The organism is Phaeodactylibacter luteus, from assembly GCF_007993045.1.
Taxonomy (GTDB): domain Bacteria; phylum Bacteroidota; class Bacteroidia; order Chitinophagales; family Saprospiraceae; genus Phaeodactylibacter; species Phaeodactylibacter luteus.
Window position 1 is genome coordinate 15,331 of the sequence record NZ_VOOR01000020.1, and the last position, 14,734, is coordinate 30,064.

Below are 14,734 nucleotides of genomic sequence, written 5' to 3' on the forward strand. Positions count from 1 at the left end.
TCTGTAAAATTAGCAAACGCACTGCTAATCGGCCCTATTATTCTGGCACTGCCGAAAAAAAGCGCTGCCCGTTTGCTTCATCTCCCTACTTGATGGACCGCAAATCCTTTCTCAAACTACTGGGGATCTCACCTCTATTTACACTTTGGCCTATGCAACGAAAAACACTGAGCCAGCTGGCTGCAGGCTGGGAGGCGACCCCGCGCATGCCTGTCCTATTCTTAGGGCATGGCAGCCCGATGAACGCCATAGAAGAAAATGAATTTGTGGCAGGCTTCCGCAGCCTAGGCCAGGCTATTGAAGCCCCGCGTGCGGTACTCTGCATCTCTGCCCATTGGGAAACCCGCGGGACTCAAGTGACCGCTATGAGCCAGCCCCGCACCATACACGATTTCGGGGGCTTCCCCAAAGCGTTATTTGAGGTACAGTACCCTGCCCCAGGCAGCCCTGAACTGGCGGGGGAAGCGCAACAGCTCATCAAAAGCGCCCCTGTTGCGCTCGACCACCAATGGGGCCTCGACCATGGTGCATGGAGCGTCATCAAGCATATGTACCCAGAGGCGAATGTCCCCGTGGTGCAGATGAGCCTCGATTACACCAAACCCCCACGCTATCATTACGAGCTGGCCCGGGAGCTAGCCGCCTTGCGCCGCAAGGGCGTATTGATTGCCGGCAGCGGCAATATGGTGCACAACCTAAGGCGGGTGGCTTGGGACAAGCTCAGCACGCCGGGCTTTGCCTTCGATTGGGCACTAGAGGCCAGCAGCCGGATGCGCGAATACATCCTCAATGGCGACCATCAGCCCCTCATACAGTACGAAGCACAGGGGGCTGCCTTCCGTGAAGCCATCCCTACCCCGGAGCACTACCTCCCTTTGCTGTATGCGCTAGCTCTGCAAGAGGAAGACGAGCAGCCTGTGCTGTTCAACGACAAGGCGCTAGGCGGCTCTTTAACGATGACCTCAGTGAGGATTGGCTAGCTTCCTGGTCAGAGCAGCTTTTTCTTAGAAACGGTAACATTTGGAGGCTTGAGGTAGAAAGGGCTGTAGTAGGCCGTATCCGAAAACGCCCCGGCTTCGAAGGCTCGCAGTGCCAATGGAAGGAGCATAGGGGCAGCACATTGGCCTACAGCACTAAAGATCACCCCATCCTCCGGAAGCACCGCCCTGCACTTTTCGGCCCCATTGCCCGATAAGATTACCGGAATGCCGCGGCGGTGCCATTCTTCGAAGGTGCCGGCTTCCATTATGACCGCTTCCGCCTTGCCCTGAGGGGCGTTCTGAGCATCAAAAGGGGCGGTGTACACTTCCATACGCCGGGCATCTATCATAGGGAAATAAACGCCCTCCTCCCGCTCCGCCTGCAGGCTGGCCAGCGCTAGGGCCTGCAGGGTGTCTACTGCGATCATGGGCTTATCAAGGGCATAACAAATGCCTTTGGCTACAGAGGTACCCACGCGCAAGGAAGTGTATGAGCCTGGGCCGCTGCTCAATGCCACAGCATCGAGCTCGGGCAGCTGCCAGCCCGCTTCCTTCAGGCATGCATCGATCAGGAGCGTTATCTCAGCCGCATGCTGGCGCGGGGCAGAAGCATCTTTGCGGGCAATGACCTGAAGCCCATCGCCAAGAGCGACAGAACAGGTATCAGTTGCAGTTTCTAAAAGCAGTATACGGGCCATAAGCGCGAAAATAGTCAAAGCCGCTGTTTTCTCAATACCCACAGAATATTAACTTTGCACCTCATTGGGCTGCAGCCCGCTACAAAGTGCAAGATGAAAACAACGCGAAACCAATCATTCACTTCCGCTCACCATTTCCATTAGCTAGCGTACTACCCGCCTGCACTGTACCCTTTTGCTATTGATCACTGAATAAAAGACCTCCTCATGCTGGATAAGCTTGAAGCTATAAAAGACCGTTACATCTATCTGGAAGAACAACTGGCCGACCCTGAGATCATTGCCGACATGAAACGGTATACCAAACTGAGCAAGGAATACAAAGACCTCAAGCCTATCGTTGATGCCTACGAAGCTTACGCCCTGGTCATGGGCAATATTGAAACTTCCCGCGAAATGCTGAAGGAATCTGACCCCGATATGCGCGAAATGGCACAGATGGAGCTCGATGAGCTTTTGCCCAAAAAGGCAGAGATGGAAGAGGAGATCAAAGTCCTCCTCATCCCTAAAGACCCGGAAGACTCCAAAGATGTCATCTTCGAAATCCGCTCGGGGACCGGCGGGGACGAAGCCAGCTTGTTTGCCGGCGACCTCTACCGGATGTACACCCGCTTCTTCGACGCCAAAGGCTACCGGGTAGAAACCGTCAGCATCAACGAGGGCACCGTAGGAGGCTACAACAAGATCGTGCTCGAAGTCTCAGGCGAGGACGTATACGGCACCCTGAAGTTTGAATCCGGCGCACACCGGGTACAGCGCATCCCACAGACCGAATCACAGGGCAGGGTGCACACTTCCGCAGCCACGGCAGTAGTGATGCCTAAGCTCGAAATGGAAGATGTAGACATCAATAAAGCAGACCTCAAAATCGATACTTACCGCTCAAGCGGTGCCGGCGGGCAGCACGTCAACAAAACAGAATCAGCCGTCCGGATTACCCACCTCCCCACAGGCATCGTCTCTGAAAGCCAAGATGGGCGGTCGCAGATCAAAAACCGAGAGATCGCACTGCAGCGCCTCTATGTAAAAATCATGGAAGTGCAGCGCGAACAGTTCGAATCAGAGCAGGCTGCCAAGCGCAAATCCCTCGTTGGATCCGGAGACCGGGCAGGCAAAATCAGGACCTACAATTACCCCCAAAACCGGGTGACAGACCACCGCCTCGAAGGCGAGCACAAAAACTTCAACCTCCAACAGGTCATCGAAGGCGATATCGAGCCCATCATAGAGCAGCTCAAGCTCGCTGAGAATGCTGAAAAAATGAAGGCAGGCGCTATGGAATAATGCGCGCCAGGGGGAAAAGCACAGGTGCTCAAAACCAAAGCGACCCCTGGGAGCAGGTTCGGAGCCACAAGGCGTGCAAAACAGTTTACCGTTCTTTTGAAGGGGGCCTGCCCCTGCCAGCAGGCAGGTGCCGCTATGCTCCGGGGCTCGCTATCCGCTCGGCCCTGTCGGGCTTGCCACCCCTGCGCAGCGCTAGGCCAATGCCAGCCTATAGCCCCATAAGCTTAGAGATGTTGGGATTTTGGCCTTCTAGCCGAAACCGGAGCTTAGCCAAGCCCCGCTTTTGATGCACAAAAACGGGAAGGATTTCCGGGGCGAAGCGTAAGCAAAAAAGTGTCCCGCTAGCTTAGCGGGACAGGCCGATTACTTAAGGCCCAACACGCTCGTAAATGCCCGCCACAAGAGGCTGACGGCCATTAATTAACCTAGCCTTAATCTTAGCTTAACTCGGGCTGCCGCTGCCTGCTGTAGTTTTGGGGAGTTTATTTTTCAACCCAAAATACGATCCATGCAGTACCCTTACCCGGTTATCAGGGCTTGGTGCATTCTCCTTTGCGCCGCCTTTGCCCTACCCCTCTCTGCTCAGACCGAGCAAGAATTGTTCCAGGGCTTTGAAGGCAATGAAGCCAACCCCTGGAATTTCACCGCATCACCTGCGGCCTACTCCCTGCCAGACATTGATGATGTCTGGGGCATATCCAATGCTGTCAATGATTTGTCGCCCGCCTCAGGCACTGCCTTTTGGTATATGCGCGACCTCGACAACCCCAACGGAGGCAACGACGGATTCCACACTCTCGATTTCGATGCCGTAGACGTTTCAAGTTTCGTTTTTAACACCGTCTCCTTCAAGTATTACTCCTTTGGGTACGAAGACACAGACTCCATCGGGTACATCATCGAGACAGCACCTGGCTCAGGCTTTGATATGTCAAACTATGTTGCCCTTGACGGGGATACCCAAGGCTGGCAGACGGTTTTCGTCAATTTGCCTGCCGGCATCCCCACCGTCCGCCTCCGGCTGATGGCCAAACAGAATGGCGGCAACGACTATGCCGGTTTTGATGACATAGCGGTATTCAGCAGCGTGGAAGACTTCCTCCCCCCTATCGTCTTGGGGGCAGAGCTGTTGGACGAAAACAGCATCCGCCTGACCTACAGCGAGCCGATGGACGTGGCCAGCGTGGAAAACCCGCTCAACTACACTACCGCCAACGGCACCATTGCCTCTATCGTTTATTCAGCCCCCGGCGGCATGGAATTCCCATTTGTGACCATCACTTACACTGAGCCATTCCTCAACGGCCAGGCCAACAGCCTCAGCCCAGGGCTGGTCACTGATGAGGCAGGCAACTTTCTCCTTGAAGCTTTCACCTTTGATTGGATCTATAACGACGCCACCCCTAACCTCGTCATTACCGAAATCCTGTACAACCCGCCTGGCAGCGACGACCTGGAGTTTATTGAAATCCTGAACGCTGGCAACAGCCCGGCGCCCATTGGCGGGCTTCAGGTCAATTCTGGCTTCAGCTTCACCTTTCCCGAGCTTGAGCTGCCAGCCGGCGGCATTGTCCTGCTGGCGCAAAATGAAGCCGAAGCAGAGGCTTTCTTCGGGATGGACTTCTACGACTGGGGAAACGGCGAAATCACCAATGGTGACGAAGAGATTGCCATCACCAACTTCTCCGGCACCCTCATCGATACCGTCAACTACCTCGACGAATCGCCATGGCCAGCCGAAGCCGACGGCAATGGCCCTTCCATAGAGCTGCTCGACGCAGGCTTAGACAACAATCAAGGCGCCAACTGGTATGCCAACACCATCCCTTTCAATGGCACCGAGATTTTGGCAACCCCGGGCTCTTTCACGCCAGCGATCACACCCGTTGCCGCTTTCGCAGACAGCGACCTTTTCCTTTTGGAAGGGCAAGGCGCTCAGGATATCATCGTTACCCTGACCAACCCCAACAGCCTCGCATCTACCCTGGTAGTGAACGTATCCCCTGCTTCTACTGCTATAGCTGGGGAAGACTACACCCTGAGCGGAGACACCCTGACTTTTGCCGGCAGTACCGGTGGCGACCTTACCCTGCCGCTCCAAGTTTTAGACAACAGCAGTGAAGGCGGGCGCTACCTTATACTCGAGCTTTCGGCTTTGGAAAACGCAGAGGCAGGCTCGGACAATCAGCTCGTCATCCTCATACAAGACAACGACTATGCTACACCTCAGGCTCCGGTTGAGCCTCTCGTTAGGCTCAGCCACTTGGGCAGCTTCGCAAGCGGTGAAGTAGCAGAGATCGTAGCGCACGACCCTGCTACTCAGCGGCTGTTCGTGACCAACTCTGCAACCAATACCTTGGACGTGATCGACTTCTCCAACCCTGCTGCACTGAGCAATATCAATAGCATAGACATGAGCGCCTACGGCGGCGGCATCAACTCCGTAGCAGTCCAAAACGGGCTGGTAGCTGTAGCCATGGAAGCCGAGGTGAAGACCGACAACGGCTCAGTCGTCTTTTTTGATGCCGATGGCACTTTCCTGGGCCAGGCCCCTGCGGGCGCCCTGCCCGATATGGTTGTATTCAGCCCCGACGGCACCAAGGTGCTGACTGCAAATGAAGGAGAGCCCAACGATGACTACACCATTGACCCTGAAGGCTCAGTTACGATCATCGACCTATCAGCGGGAGCAGCCAACCTGACGGCTGCCGATGCGGCCACGGTGAGCTTCGCCAGCTTCAACGCTCAAGAAGCCGAGCTCAAGACAGCAGGCGTGCGCATCTTCGGCCCGGGCGCCACCGTTGCCCAAGACCTTGAGCCAGAGTTCATCACCCTCTCCGCTGATGGCAACACCGCCTATGTTTCCTGCCAAGAGAACAATGCCTTTGTCCTCGTTGATATGGCGACGGCTACAGCCACAGCGGTGCGCCCCCTTGGCTACAAAGACTGGTCGGAAAGTGGGCCTTTCTTTGACGCTTCTAACCGCACAGAGGGCATTTTCTTCGCCAACTGGCCCGTGAAGAGCGCGTACATGCCTGATGCAGTACAGTTTTTTGAAGCAGGCGGGCAAGGCTACATCATCACAGCCAATGAGGGTGACGCCCGCGACTATGATGGCTTTACAGAAGAGTTCCGCATTGGGGATGACGAGATTGTGCTCGACCCCGGCACCTTCCCATTCGCTGAAGCCCTGAAAAACGATCAGCTATTAGGCCGCCTGCGCATTACAGCGGCCAGTGGAGATACCGATGGCGATGGCGATTTCGACGAGATTGTCGCATACGGTGGCCGTTCCTTTTCCATTTTTGATGCAGCGAGCGGCGCCCTAGTCTACGACAGTGGGAGCGAGCTCGAACGGGTTACCGCTGCCGATCCCCTGTACGGTGCCCTTTTCAACAGTGACAATGAAGAGAACAGCTTCAAAAACCGCTCTGACGACAAAGGGCCAGAGCCCGAAGCCGTGCGCGTAGCGGAGATCAATGGCCGCCTTTATGCTTTTATCGCATTGGAGCGCACCGGAGGGCTTGTACTGTATGATGTGACCAACCCAGCTGCACCACAGTACCTGCAATACCTCAATACTCGGACCATTGAAACAGAAGGTGGCGACTTAGGCCCCGAAGACATTCAGGTTATTGACGCGGCCAACAGCCCCAACGGAAAGCCTCTTGTGATCGTTTCCAACGAAATCAGCGGCACCATAGGCGTATTCGAGCTACAGGCAACGCCAACCGTTGAGTTTGCAGAAGGCACCCTAGAGACCTTTGAAGGCATAGGCTTTGAAACCATTGCCTTTGAAGTCACCAATCCGGGCGATTTGCCGGGCACCATCGCCTTTACTATCGCTAGTGCCTCCACTGCGGAGTTTAATGTAGATTACCGGCTGACAGCGCTGCAGCTCCAAGTACCTGCCGGCAGCACCGCACCGATCACATTTGACTTGGAAATCCTAGACAACAGCCATCTTTCCGGGCGCTACCTCATCCTGGAAGCCGACCCGGCCAACAGCACTGTACAAATTGGAGAGGAGAGCAGCATGATTGTCCTCATCAGCGATACTGACGACTTTGGCCCGCAGGCTGCGGACAACCCTGCCGTACAGCTCAGCCATAGCGGCAGTTTTGCACTGCCCAACGGTGGGGCTGCAGAGATTGTAGCTTTTGATGCCGGAACTCAGCGGCTGTTCGCGTCCAACTCCATCAACAACACACTAGAAATCCTGGATTTCAGCAACCCAGCCGGGATCTCCGCCATCAACAGCATTGACCTCTCCGTTTACAACGGTGCCATCAATTCCGTAGCTGTATACGAGGGGCTTGTGGCAGTAGCCATGGAGGCGAGCGTTAAGACAGACCCGGGCTTTGTCGCCTTTTTCGATACCGACGGCAACCTGCTCAGCACCACCACAGTAGGCGCACTGCCGGATATGCTCGTCTTTACAGCAGACGGACAGACCTTGCTGGTGGCCAACGAAGGGGAGCCCAATGATGACTACACCATCGACCCCGAAGGCTCGGTGAGCCTGATCGACCTGAGCAATGGCCCTGCTATGGCTATGGCTACGACGGTAGGCTTCAGCAATTTCAACGGGGACGAAGCCACGCTCAGCGCTCAGGGCGTGCGCATCTTCGGCCCGGGCGCTACGGTTGCCCAAGACCTGGAGCCAGAATACATCACCCTCTCCAATGACGGCTCCACCGCCTACGTTGCCTGCCAGGAAAACAACGCCATTATCCAGGTAGACCTGGCTTCGGCGGCCGCTACAGGTATCCTGCCGCTGGGGTATAAGGACTGGGCTGCAGAGGGCGCTACTTTTGATGCCTCCAACCGGACGGACGAGGTCTTCTTCTCCAACTGGCCCGTGAAGGGGATGTACCAGCCGGATGCCGTCTCTTTCTTCAATGTAGGCGGACAGGGCTATATCATTACAGCCAACGAAGGCGATGCCCGCGACTATGATGGGTACACAGAGGAGTTCCGAATTGGCGATGATGAGATTGTACTGGATGCAGATGCTTTCCCCCATGCGGAGTACCTGAAAGAGAACGTCCTGCTCGGCCGTCTGCGTATCACTGCAGCCACTGGCGATACCGATGGCGATGGCGACTTCGATGAGCTGTACGCCTATGGCGGGCGCTCGTTCTCCATCTTTGACGCAGCAAGCGGTGCCCTCGTATACGACAGCGGCAATGAGATGGAGCAGATCACTGCCAATGACTTCACCTATGGCGGCCTGTTCAACAGCGACAACGAGGAGAACAGCTTTAAGAACCGCTCTGACGACAAAGGGCCGGAGCCAGAAGCTGTGGTCGTAGCAGAAATTGATGGCCGCCCTTACGGTTTTATCGGGATGGAGCGCGTGGGCGGCATCCTGGCCTATGATTTATCTGACCCTGCTGCGCCCCAATTCCTACAGTACATCAACACGCGTACCCTCGATACAGAGGGCGGGGACCTTGGGCCAGAAGACTTGATTTTTGTCTCCAGCGCCGAAAGCCCAGATGGCAAAGCGTACATCCTAGCAGCCTACGAGATCAGCGGCACTATAGGCGTATTCGAGCTACAGCGCCCAAGCACCGTAGAATTTGCGCAAGCCGATTCTCAACTGGATGAAGGGGCAGGCACCATTCAGCTGGAGCTGAGCGTAGCTGAAGCGGGGGGCATAGCCGGTACTGCGCAGATCAACGTCCTCAGCGCTTCTACGGCAGTGGAAGGCGAAGACTTCACCCTGGCTTCTGCCACAGTAACATTTGATGGAAGCGCGGCTTCCCGCTTTGTATCACTGGATATCTTAGACAATAGCAGCCTTGGCGGGCGCTACCTCGTCCTTGAGATCGACGCCGATGGCAGCAGCGTGATGGTGGGCAGCAACAACCGCCACATCCTGCTCATCAACGATAATGACGATATGGCGCCGGTGGCCGCCGTTGATCCCTACGTACAACTGAGCCACCTGGGCTCTTACTTTACCGGAGGGGGCGAAGGGACAGCCGAGATTGTCGCCTATGATGGAGCTGCTCAACGCCTGTTCCTGACCAATAGCAATAATCAGCGAGTGGACATCCTGGACTACAGCGACCCCGCCAACGTTGCCTTGGTCAGTTCTATTGACATTACCCCATTTGGCGACAACGTCAACTCCGTAGCGGTGTACGAAGGCTTGGTCGCCGTTGCGATTGAAGGGGCCGGCACTGCGGATAACGGCATGGTCGGGTTCTTTGATACCGATGGGGTGTTCATCAGCAGCGTGACGGTGGGCGTGCTGCCCGATATGGTCACCTTTAGCCCCGATGGCACAAAGGTCCTGACTGCAAACGAAGGGGAGCCCAACGATGATTACACAGTAGACCCCGAAGGCTCGGTGAGCATCATTGACCTCAGCAATGGCCCTGCCGCAGCTACTGTGGCAACGGCTACTTTTGAGGCATTCAACGGGCAGGCCGATGCACTGCGCGCGGCGGGCGTCCGAATATTTGGCCCAGGTGCTACAGTGGCTCAGGACATGGAGCCGGAGTACATCACGCTCTCTGAGGACGGCACCACTGCCTATGTAGCTTGCCAGGAGAACAACGCTTTGGCTATTGTCGACCTGGCCACTCAGAGCATCACGGAGATCCGGCCGCTTGGCTTCAAAGACTGGACCGCAGAAGGGGTAACCTTCGATGCTTCTGACCGCACCGATGGCATCTTCTTTGCCAACTGGCCTGTGAAGGGGGTATACCACCCGGATGCCATCAGCTACTTCACCGCTGGCGGTGAGGGCTACATCATCACCACCAACGAGGGGGATGCCAGGGATTATGATGGATATACCGAAGAATTCAGGGTAAAAGACGACGAGATCGTACTCGACCCGACGGCCTTCCCAGATGCCGACCTGCTCAAGGAGGATGTCCTAATGGGCCGCCTGCGAATCACCGCCGCCAATGGCGATACGGATGGGGACGGCGATTACGACGAGCTGTATGCCTACGGCGGGCGCTCCTTCTCCATTTTCAATGCAGCGACCGGTGCCCTCGTTTATGACAGCGGCAACGACCTGGAGCAGATCACCGCAAACGACCCCGTTTTTGGCGCACTCTTCAATACAACCAATGACGAGAACGACTTCAAGAACCGCTCTGACGATAAAGGGCCGGAGCCGGAAGCTGTAGCAGTAGCCGAGATAGACGGCAGCACTTACGCTTTTGTCGGCCTGGAGCGTGTCGGGGGTATTATGGTGTACGACATCAGCAATCCGGCGGCGCCTGTCTATCTGCAGTACATCAATACCCGTACGGTGGAGACAACAGGTGGGGACCTGGGGCCAGAGGGCATTGCTTTCATCCCCGCTTCGGCAAGCCCAGACGGCAAACCTCTCCTCGCGGTATCTAACGAGATCAGCGGTTCTGTAGCAATGTTCGAGCTGGGCCTCAACTGCCCGGTCACCGGTCTGCCAGCAACCGTTGCGATCTGCGAAGGCGAGAGCGCTACACTTGAGATTACTGGGACATACGAGGAGGTCATCTGGTCGAACGGCGATATGGGCGAGCTGACCACGGTCACAGCGGCCGGCACCTATACTGTCATGGCCACTACAGACGGCGGCTGTATGGCGGCCGATACCGTTGTGGTAGAGGTGAACCCGCTGCCAGCCATTGAGCTGGGCGAAGACTTGTCCATTTGTGAAAACGAGGCAGCCACGCTTGATGCCGGAGCAGGATTTGAGGTATACGCATGGAGCAACGGGGCGGTCAGCCCAAGCATCACCGTAGCAGAAAGCGGCACCTACAGTGTGACCGTTACCAACGCGGAGGGCTGCACTAATACCGACTCCATCACTGTGAGCGTCAACCCGCTGCCTATGGCCAATTTCCCAATGGACACGGTCATTTGCGTAGAGCAAGCCTATACTTTTGACCCGGGCATGGGCAACCTCCTCCTGATCAACGGTGTGCCCGTGGAATCCTTCAGCACAGAAGGGCTGGAGCCCGGAGCATACAATATCGAGGCGGTAGTCACTAATGGCTTCGGCTGCGAGCTACCTGTTGTACTCAGCTTCGTGATCGATGTTTGCAACAGCACACGGGATCTGCTCACGGAGGAAAGCTTCAGCTTGTTCCCGAACCCGACCACAGGAAAGGCTACAATTGAGCTCGGCCGCTTGCAGGGCACGCCCTATGAGCTATCGGTAGTGACTGTGGCAGGACAGGCCGTACAGCTGCGTCAGATCCCTGCCAGTGCCGGGGCATTCCGTGCACAGATCGACCTGAGCGGGATGCCTACCGGGGTTTATCTGGTGCGCCTGAGCAGTGAGGCGGGCACCCTTACCCGCAGGCTGATCGTGGAGTAAACCCGCTTTAGTATTTTCCTGAATAATTGGGCCCCGCCCGGGATTTTGTTCCGGGCGGGGATTTTTTTGGGCTGTGGCCAAACTCCGGGCGCTGCTTTCCGTTTTGGAAAGACCTGCATTTCGGCAGGTGGCACTGCAGGGCTGCGTGAGCGATGTGGAGGGTGGCCGGTAGGCCAGCCGCCTGCTGCAGGCAAGGCGGCGGCACCCCGGAACGTAGCGCCCCCCAACAGGAGGGGCTGGCGGGCGGGGGGCACGCCCAAATCATCCTCATCCTGGCCGGCAGGGTATTGTAGATATTTGAACTATCACCAACGCCCCATTGATGAGCGGGGCAAAAAAAGATAACTATGGAACTGAAAGGAAAAGTAGCCCTGATCACGGGCGGAAGCAAAGGGATAGGGCTCGGTGTGGCTGAGGCCATGGTGGAGCACGGTATGCATGTAGCAGTGACGAGCCGGGAGCAGCCTGCTGCGGACGATGCGGCGAAGAAGCTGAATGAGCGCGGGCCAGGGAAGGCGATCGGCCTGGCGGCTGATGTGCGGGACCTGGTTGCGCAGGAGCGGGTCGTAAAGGATGTGATCGGGTCTTTTGGACAGCTCGATGTGGTGATCGCCAACGCTGGAGTAGGCCATTTTGCTTCTATTGAGGATATGACGGCGGAGCAGTGGAACAGTGTGATCGACACCAACCTGACCGGCGTATTTTACACGGCTAAGGCGGCCTTGCCGGCCCTTAAGGAATCTAAAGGGTACCTCATCACGATTGCCAGCCTGGCGGGCACCAACTTTTTTGCCAGCGGCTCGGCCTATAATGCCAGCAAATTTGGGCTGGTGGGCTTCTCACAGGCGGTCATGCTAGACTTGAGGCAGCATGGCATTAAGGTGACGACCATCATGCCCGGCTCGGTGGCCACCTACTTCAACGGGCATACGCCCAACGAAGCAGATGCCTGGAAAATACAGCCGGAGGATATGGGGCAGATGGTGATGGACCTGCTGAAAATGCACCCGCGTACGCTGCCCAGCAAGGTGGAGGTGCGGCCGACGATGCCGCCGAAACGATAGCCGGGACAGGACAGCGAGAGGTAAAAGCCCGGTAGCGCAGATTTGCGCTACCGGGCTTTTTGTGTTGGGGGTGGCTAGTGGGAACTATTTCCTAACCACCTGAGCGGTATAGGTCTGGCCACCGGCTTGAATTTGATAAATATAGGTGCCAGTTGGAAGGCTTTGGGCATCCAACTGCAAGGAGTAAACCCCGGGCTGAAGGCCCTCGTGCAATAGTTCGCGCACTGGCTTGCCCCCTATATCCAACAACATAATACGTACCTCTTCATGGCGGGATAAGCTGTAGTGCAAGGTATTGACCGAATTAAAGGGATTGGGGTAAGCTGCCAAAATGGCTAAACTGCCAGATGGTTTGCGGTGCTCGGCTTTCACCTGATTGATGACGACAGGTGGTTCATTGGGCGCAGGGATATCCTGTACCCCTTTTGGGGCTGCCGGAGCACCTGCTTGTTGTAAGCGGTTGGCATTTTCCGCAGTATACCAGCCTTCGCTGAAGGCTTCCTCATTTGTGACTTGGCTGATGATGCTGAAGTACCAATCGGCTTGTGCCTGCTCCTCCGTGATATCCAACAGGAAGTAACCGTGCTGTATAAGATCGGTGTACTTCATGTGAGGGTTGGGATTGCCTAACGAGAGGGGTGGGAAATTGATAGGGTTGTTGATCTGCCCCTGAAACACAGCTGCGGTTGGTGCATCCAAATTTTCATCAAAGTTTGCAGAAGTAATGCTCGGCGTAGCAAACTCAACTGCCACAGCCCCGCTACCGCTGGCAGGGTCGTAAGTAGGAGATGGGTTGTAAAAGGGCAGGGTGCCCACGCCAGGCACTTCTTGAAACTGTAGATCGACAGGCTCTGCTGTGACATCGTACGCAAAGGTGCTGTGAAAGTCTCCGGTAAGCACAACTACATTATCTATCTCTTCCGTACTGAGATAATCGATAATCTGAGCACGCTCTGCAGGGTAGCCGTCCCAAATATCCAAAAAGATACTTTCGAGCTCTTGGAAAGAAGGCCCACTAGGATCAATAAGCGCAGCCCAGCCTACGTTGAACTGCGAGAAAATGACCTGCTGCCCAATCACCTTCCATTTCGCCTGCGAAGTACTAAGTTCATTGAACAGCCAAGCTTTCTGTTCATTGCCCAGCAGCGTACGTTCGGGGCTATAAAGCTCGGGAGAAGTTACGTCTAAGATTTGTTCTTCCCGGCCCTCAAGGCGTGTATCGAGCATAATGAGGTCCATCAGATTACCATAGCGAATGGTACGGTAGATGCTTTCATCTGCATTTTCTCGTATGGGCATCCATTCAAAGTACACTTGCTTGGCTACAGCCTTTCGGTCGGTCCAGCTGCCTTCAGCGCCTTCAGTGTGGTTTTGGGCACCATCGGTATAAGCATCGTTCGCGCTCTCGTGGTCATCCCATACAGCAATAAACGGGTGCTGCTGATGGGCACGGGCCAAGGCGGTATCAAGGCGGTAAGTAGAGTAGCGCGCTCGATATTCCTCAAGAGTCACAATCTCGTTCGCAGGCTCCAAGGGGCGGTTGGAAGTGAGCGTGCTGTCACCGTAGCCACCATCGGCATATTCGTAGATATAGTCGCCCAGATGAATGATGGCATCAAGGTCGGTCCGCTCAGACAGGCGCTTATAGGCATTGAAATAGCCCGCTTGGAAATTGGAACAGGAGACAACGCCAAACCTGAGGTGGCTGGCCTGCCCTGCGATGGGCGTGGTCTTCGTTTTCCCGATAAGGGAATAGGCGCCATTGGCTGAAAAGACATAATAGTAGGTCTGGCCCGGTTCGAGCCCCTCCACGTCTACCTTGACAGTATAATCCCGTTCTGGGCCAGTGGTGTAGGTACCCGTTTGAACAATATTGTCCAAGTTGGGGCTTGTTGCAACAAACCAGTTCACGTCTACCGGCTCGTTACTCATAGATTCGGGAGTGACACGGGTCCAGATAATGACGCGGTCTTCGAGGGGGTCTCCGGAAGCGACCCCGTGAAAGAAGGGGCCCCACTCTGGGTTGATGCTAGTAGGGTTATTCCGGGCTTCAACCCGATCGTTGTGCAGTAGCCGGTCCGACTGTGCAGTGAGGAGGGTGCAGACGAGCAGCAGCCCAGAGAAGAAAAGTATTCGCAACATAGCAGAAGGAGTTTTTGATATGGGCTGTAAGAACGACTTGTCCTATGAATTGGAAGTTAACCAAACTTGAAGTCTGCCATGGCTTTTGTACCGAGCACGCTGCCTTCGTTCGGGGCAAGATTTTCATTTACGCCCCGTGTGGCTGGGCATTCATCCTGACCGATGAACCAAAGGCCTTTGCCCCAAGGTGCTTACAGTATGCTCCTGCTAAAACATCGGCAGCGTATACTGGGG

At 55.8% G+C, this 14,734-nt stretch carries 6 protein-coding genes; 4 read left to right on the top strand and 2 right to left on the bottom strand.

The genetic code is table 11. The features are described from left to right. Positions 1-152: 152 nt before the first annotated feature. A complete protein-coding gene (gene ygiD / locus FRY97_RS10900; RefSeq protein WP_246141678.1) occupies positions 153-980 on the top strand; it encodes a 4,5-DOPA-extradiol-dioxygenase in 828 nt (275 codons plus the stop codon). Between the two features lie 8 nt (positions 981-988). Here the strand turns inward: ygiD and tsaB are convergent, their stop codons facing one another. Beyond that, positions 989-1,696: a tRNA (adenosine(37)-N6)-threonylcarbamoyltransferase complex dimerization subunit type 1 TsaB gene (tsaB, locus tag FRY97_RS10905; RefSeq protein ID WP_147167563.1), complete on the bottom strand. Its 708-nt coding sequence runs from the start codon at positions 1,694-1,696 to the stop codon at positions 989-991. Between the two features lie 189 nt (positions 1,697-1,885). Here tsaB and prfA point away from each other — a divergent pair, with 189 nt between their 5' ends. From prfA to FRY97_RS10920, 3 genes are all read left to right on the top strand, one after another. After that, a complete protein-coding gene (prfA, locus tag FRY97_RS10910; RefSeq protein ID WP_147167564.1) occupies positions 1,886-2,962 on the top strand; it encodes a peptide chain release factor 1 in 1,077 nt (358 codons plus the stop codon). Between the two features lie 508 nt (positions 2,963-3,470). Continuing rightward, the gene (locus tag FRY97_RS10915) at positions 3,471-11,294 is read left to right on the top strand and encodes a choice-of-anchor I family protein (protein ID WP_147167565.1); all 7,824 of its coding nucleotides are present in this window, start codon (positions 3,471-3,473) and stop codon (positions 11,292-11,294) included. Between the two features lie 347 nt (positions 11,295-11,641). After that, positions 11,642-12,358, top strand: coding sequence for an SDR family oxidoreductase (locus FRY97_RS10920; protein WP_147167566.1), 717 nt, complete (start codon positions 11,642-11,644; stop codon positions 12,356-12,358). 84 nt (positions 12,359-12,442) lie between these two features. On the opposite strand, the gene FRY97_RS10925 is transcribed toward FRY97_RS10920, so the two are convergent. After that, on the bottom strand, positions 12,443-14,500 hold the full coding sequence (locus tag FRY97_RS10925; protein WP_147167567.1) for an alkaline phosphatase D family protein: 2,058 nt from the start codon (positions 14,498-14,500) through the stop codon (positions 12,443-12,445). Positions 14,501-14,734 lie beyond the last annotated feature (234 nt).

Bases quoted from the DNA above. Each gene is read 5' to 3' on its own strand.
- ygiD (WP_246141678.1), top strand. From the start codon at position 153: ATGCAACGAAAAACACTGAGCCAGCTGGCTGCAGGCTGGGAGGCGACC.
- prfA (WP_147167564.1), top strand. From the start codon at position 1,886: ATGCTGGATAAGCTTGAAGCTATAAAAGACCGTTACATCTATCTGGAA.
- FRY97_RS10915 (WP_147167565.1), top strand. From the start codon at position 3,471: ATGCAGTACCCTTACCCGGTTATCAGGGCTTGGTGCATTCTCCTTTGC.
- FRY97_RS10920 (WP_147167566.1), top strand. From the start codon at position 11,642: ATGGAACTGAAAGGAAAAGTAGCCCTGATCACGGGCGGAAGCAAAGGG.
- FRY97_RS10925 (WP_147167567.1), bottom strand. From the start codon at position 14,500: ATGTTGCGAATACTTTTCTTCTCTGGGCTGCTGCTCGTCTGCACCCTC.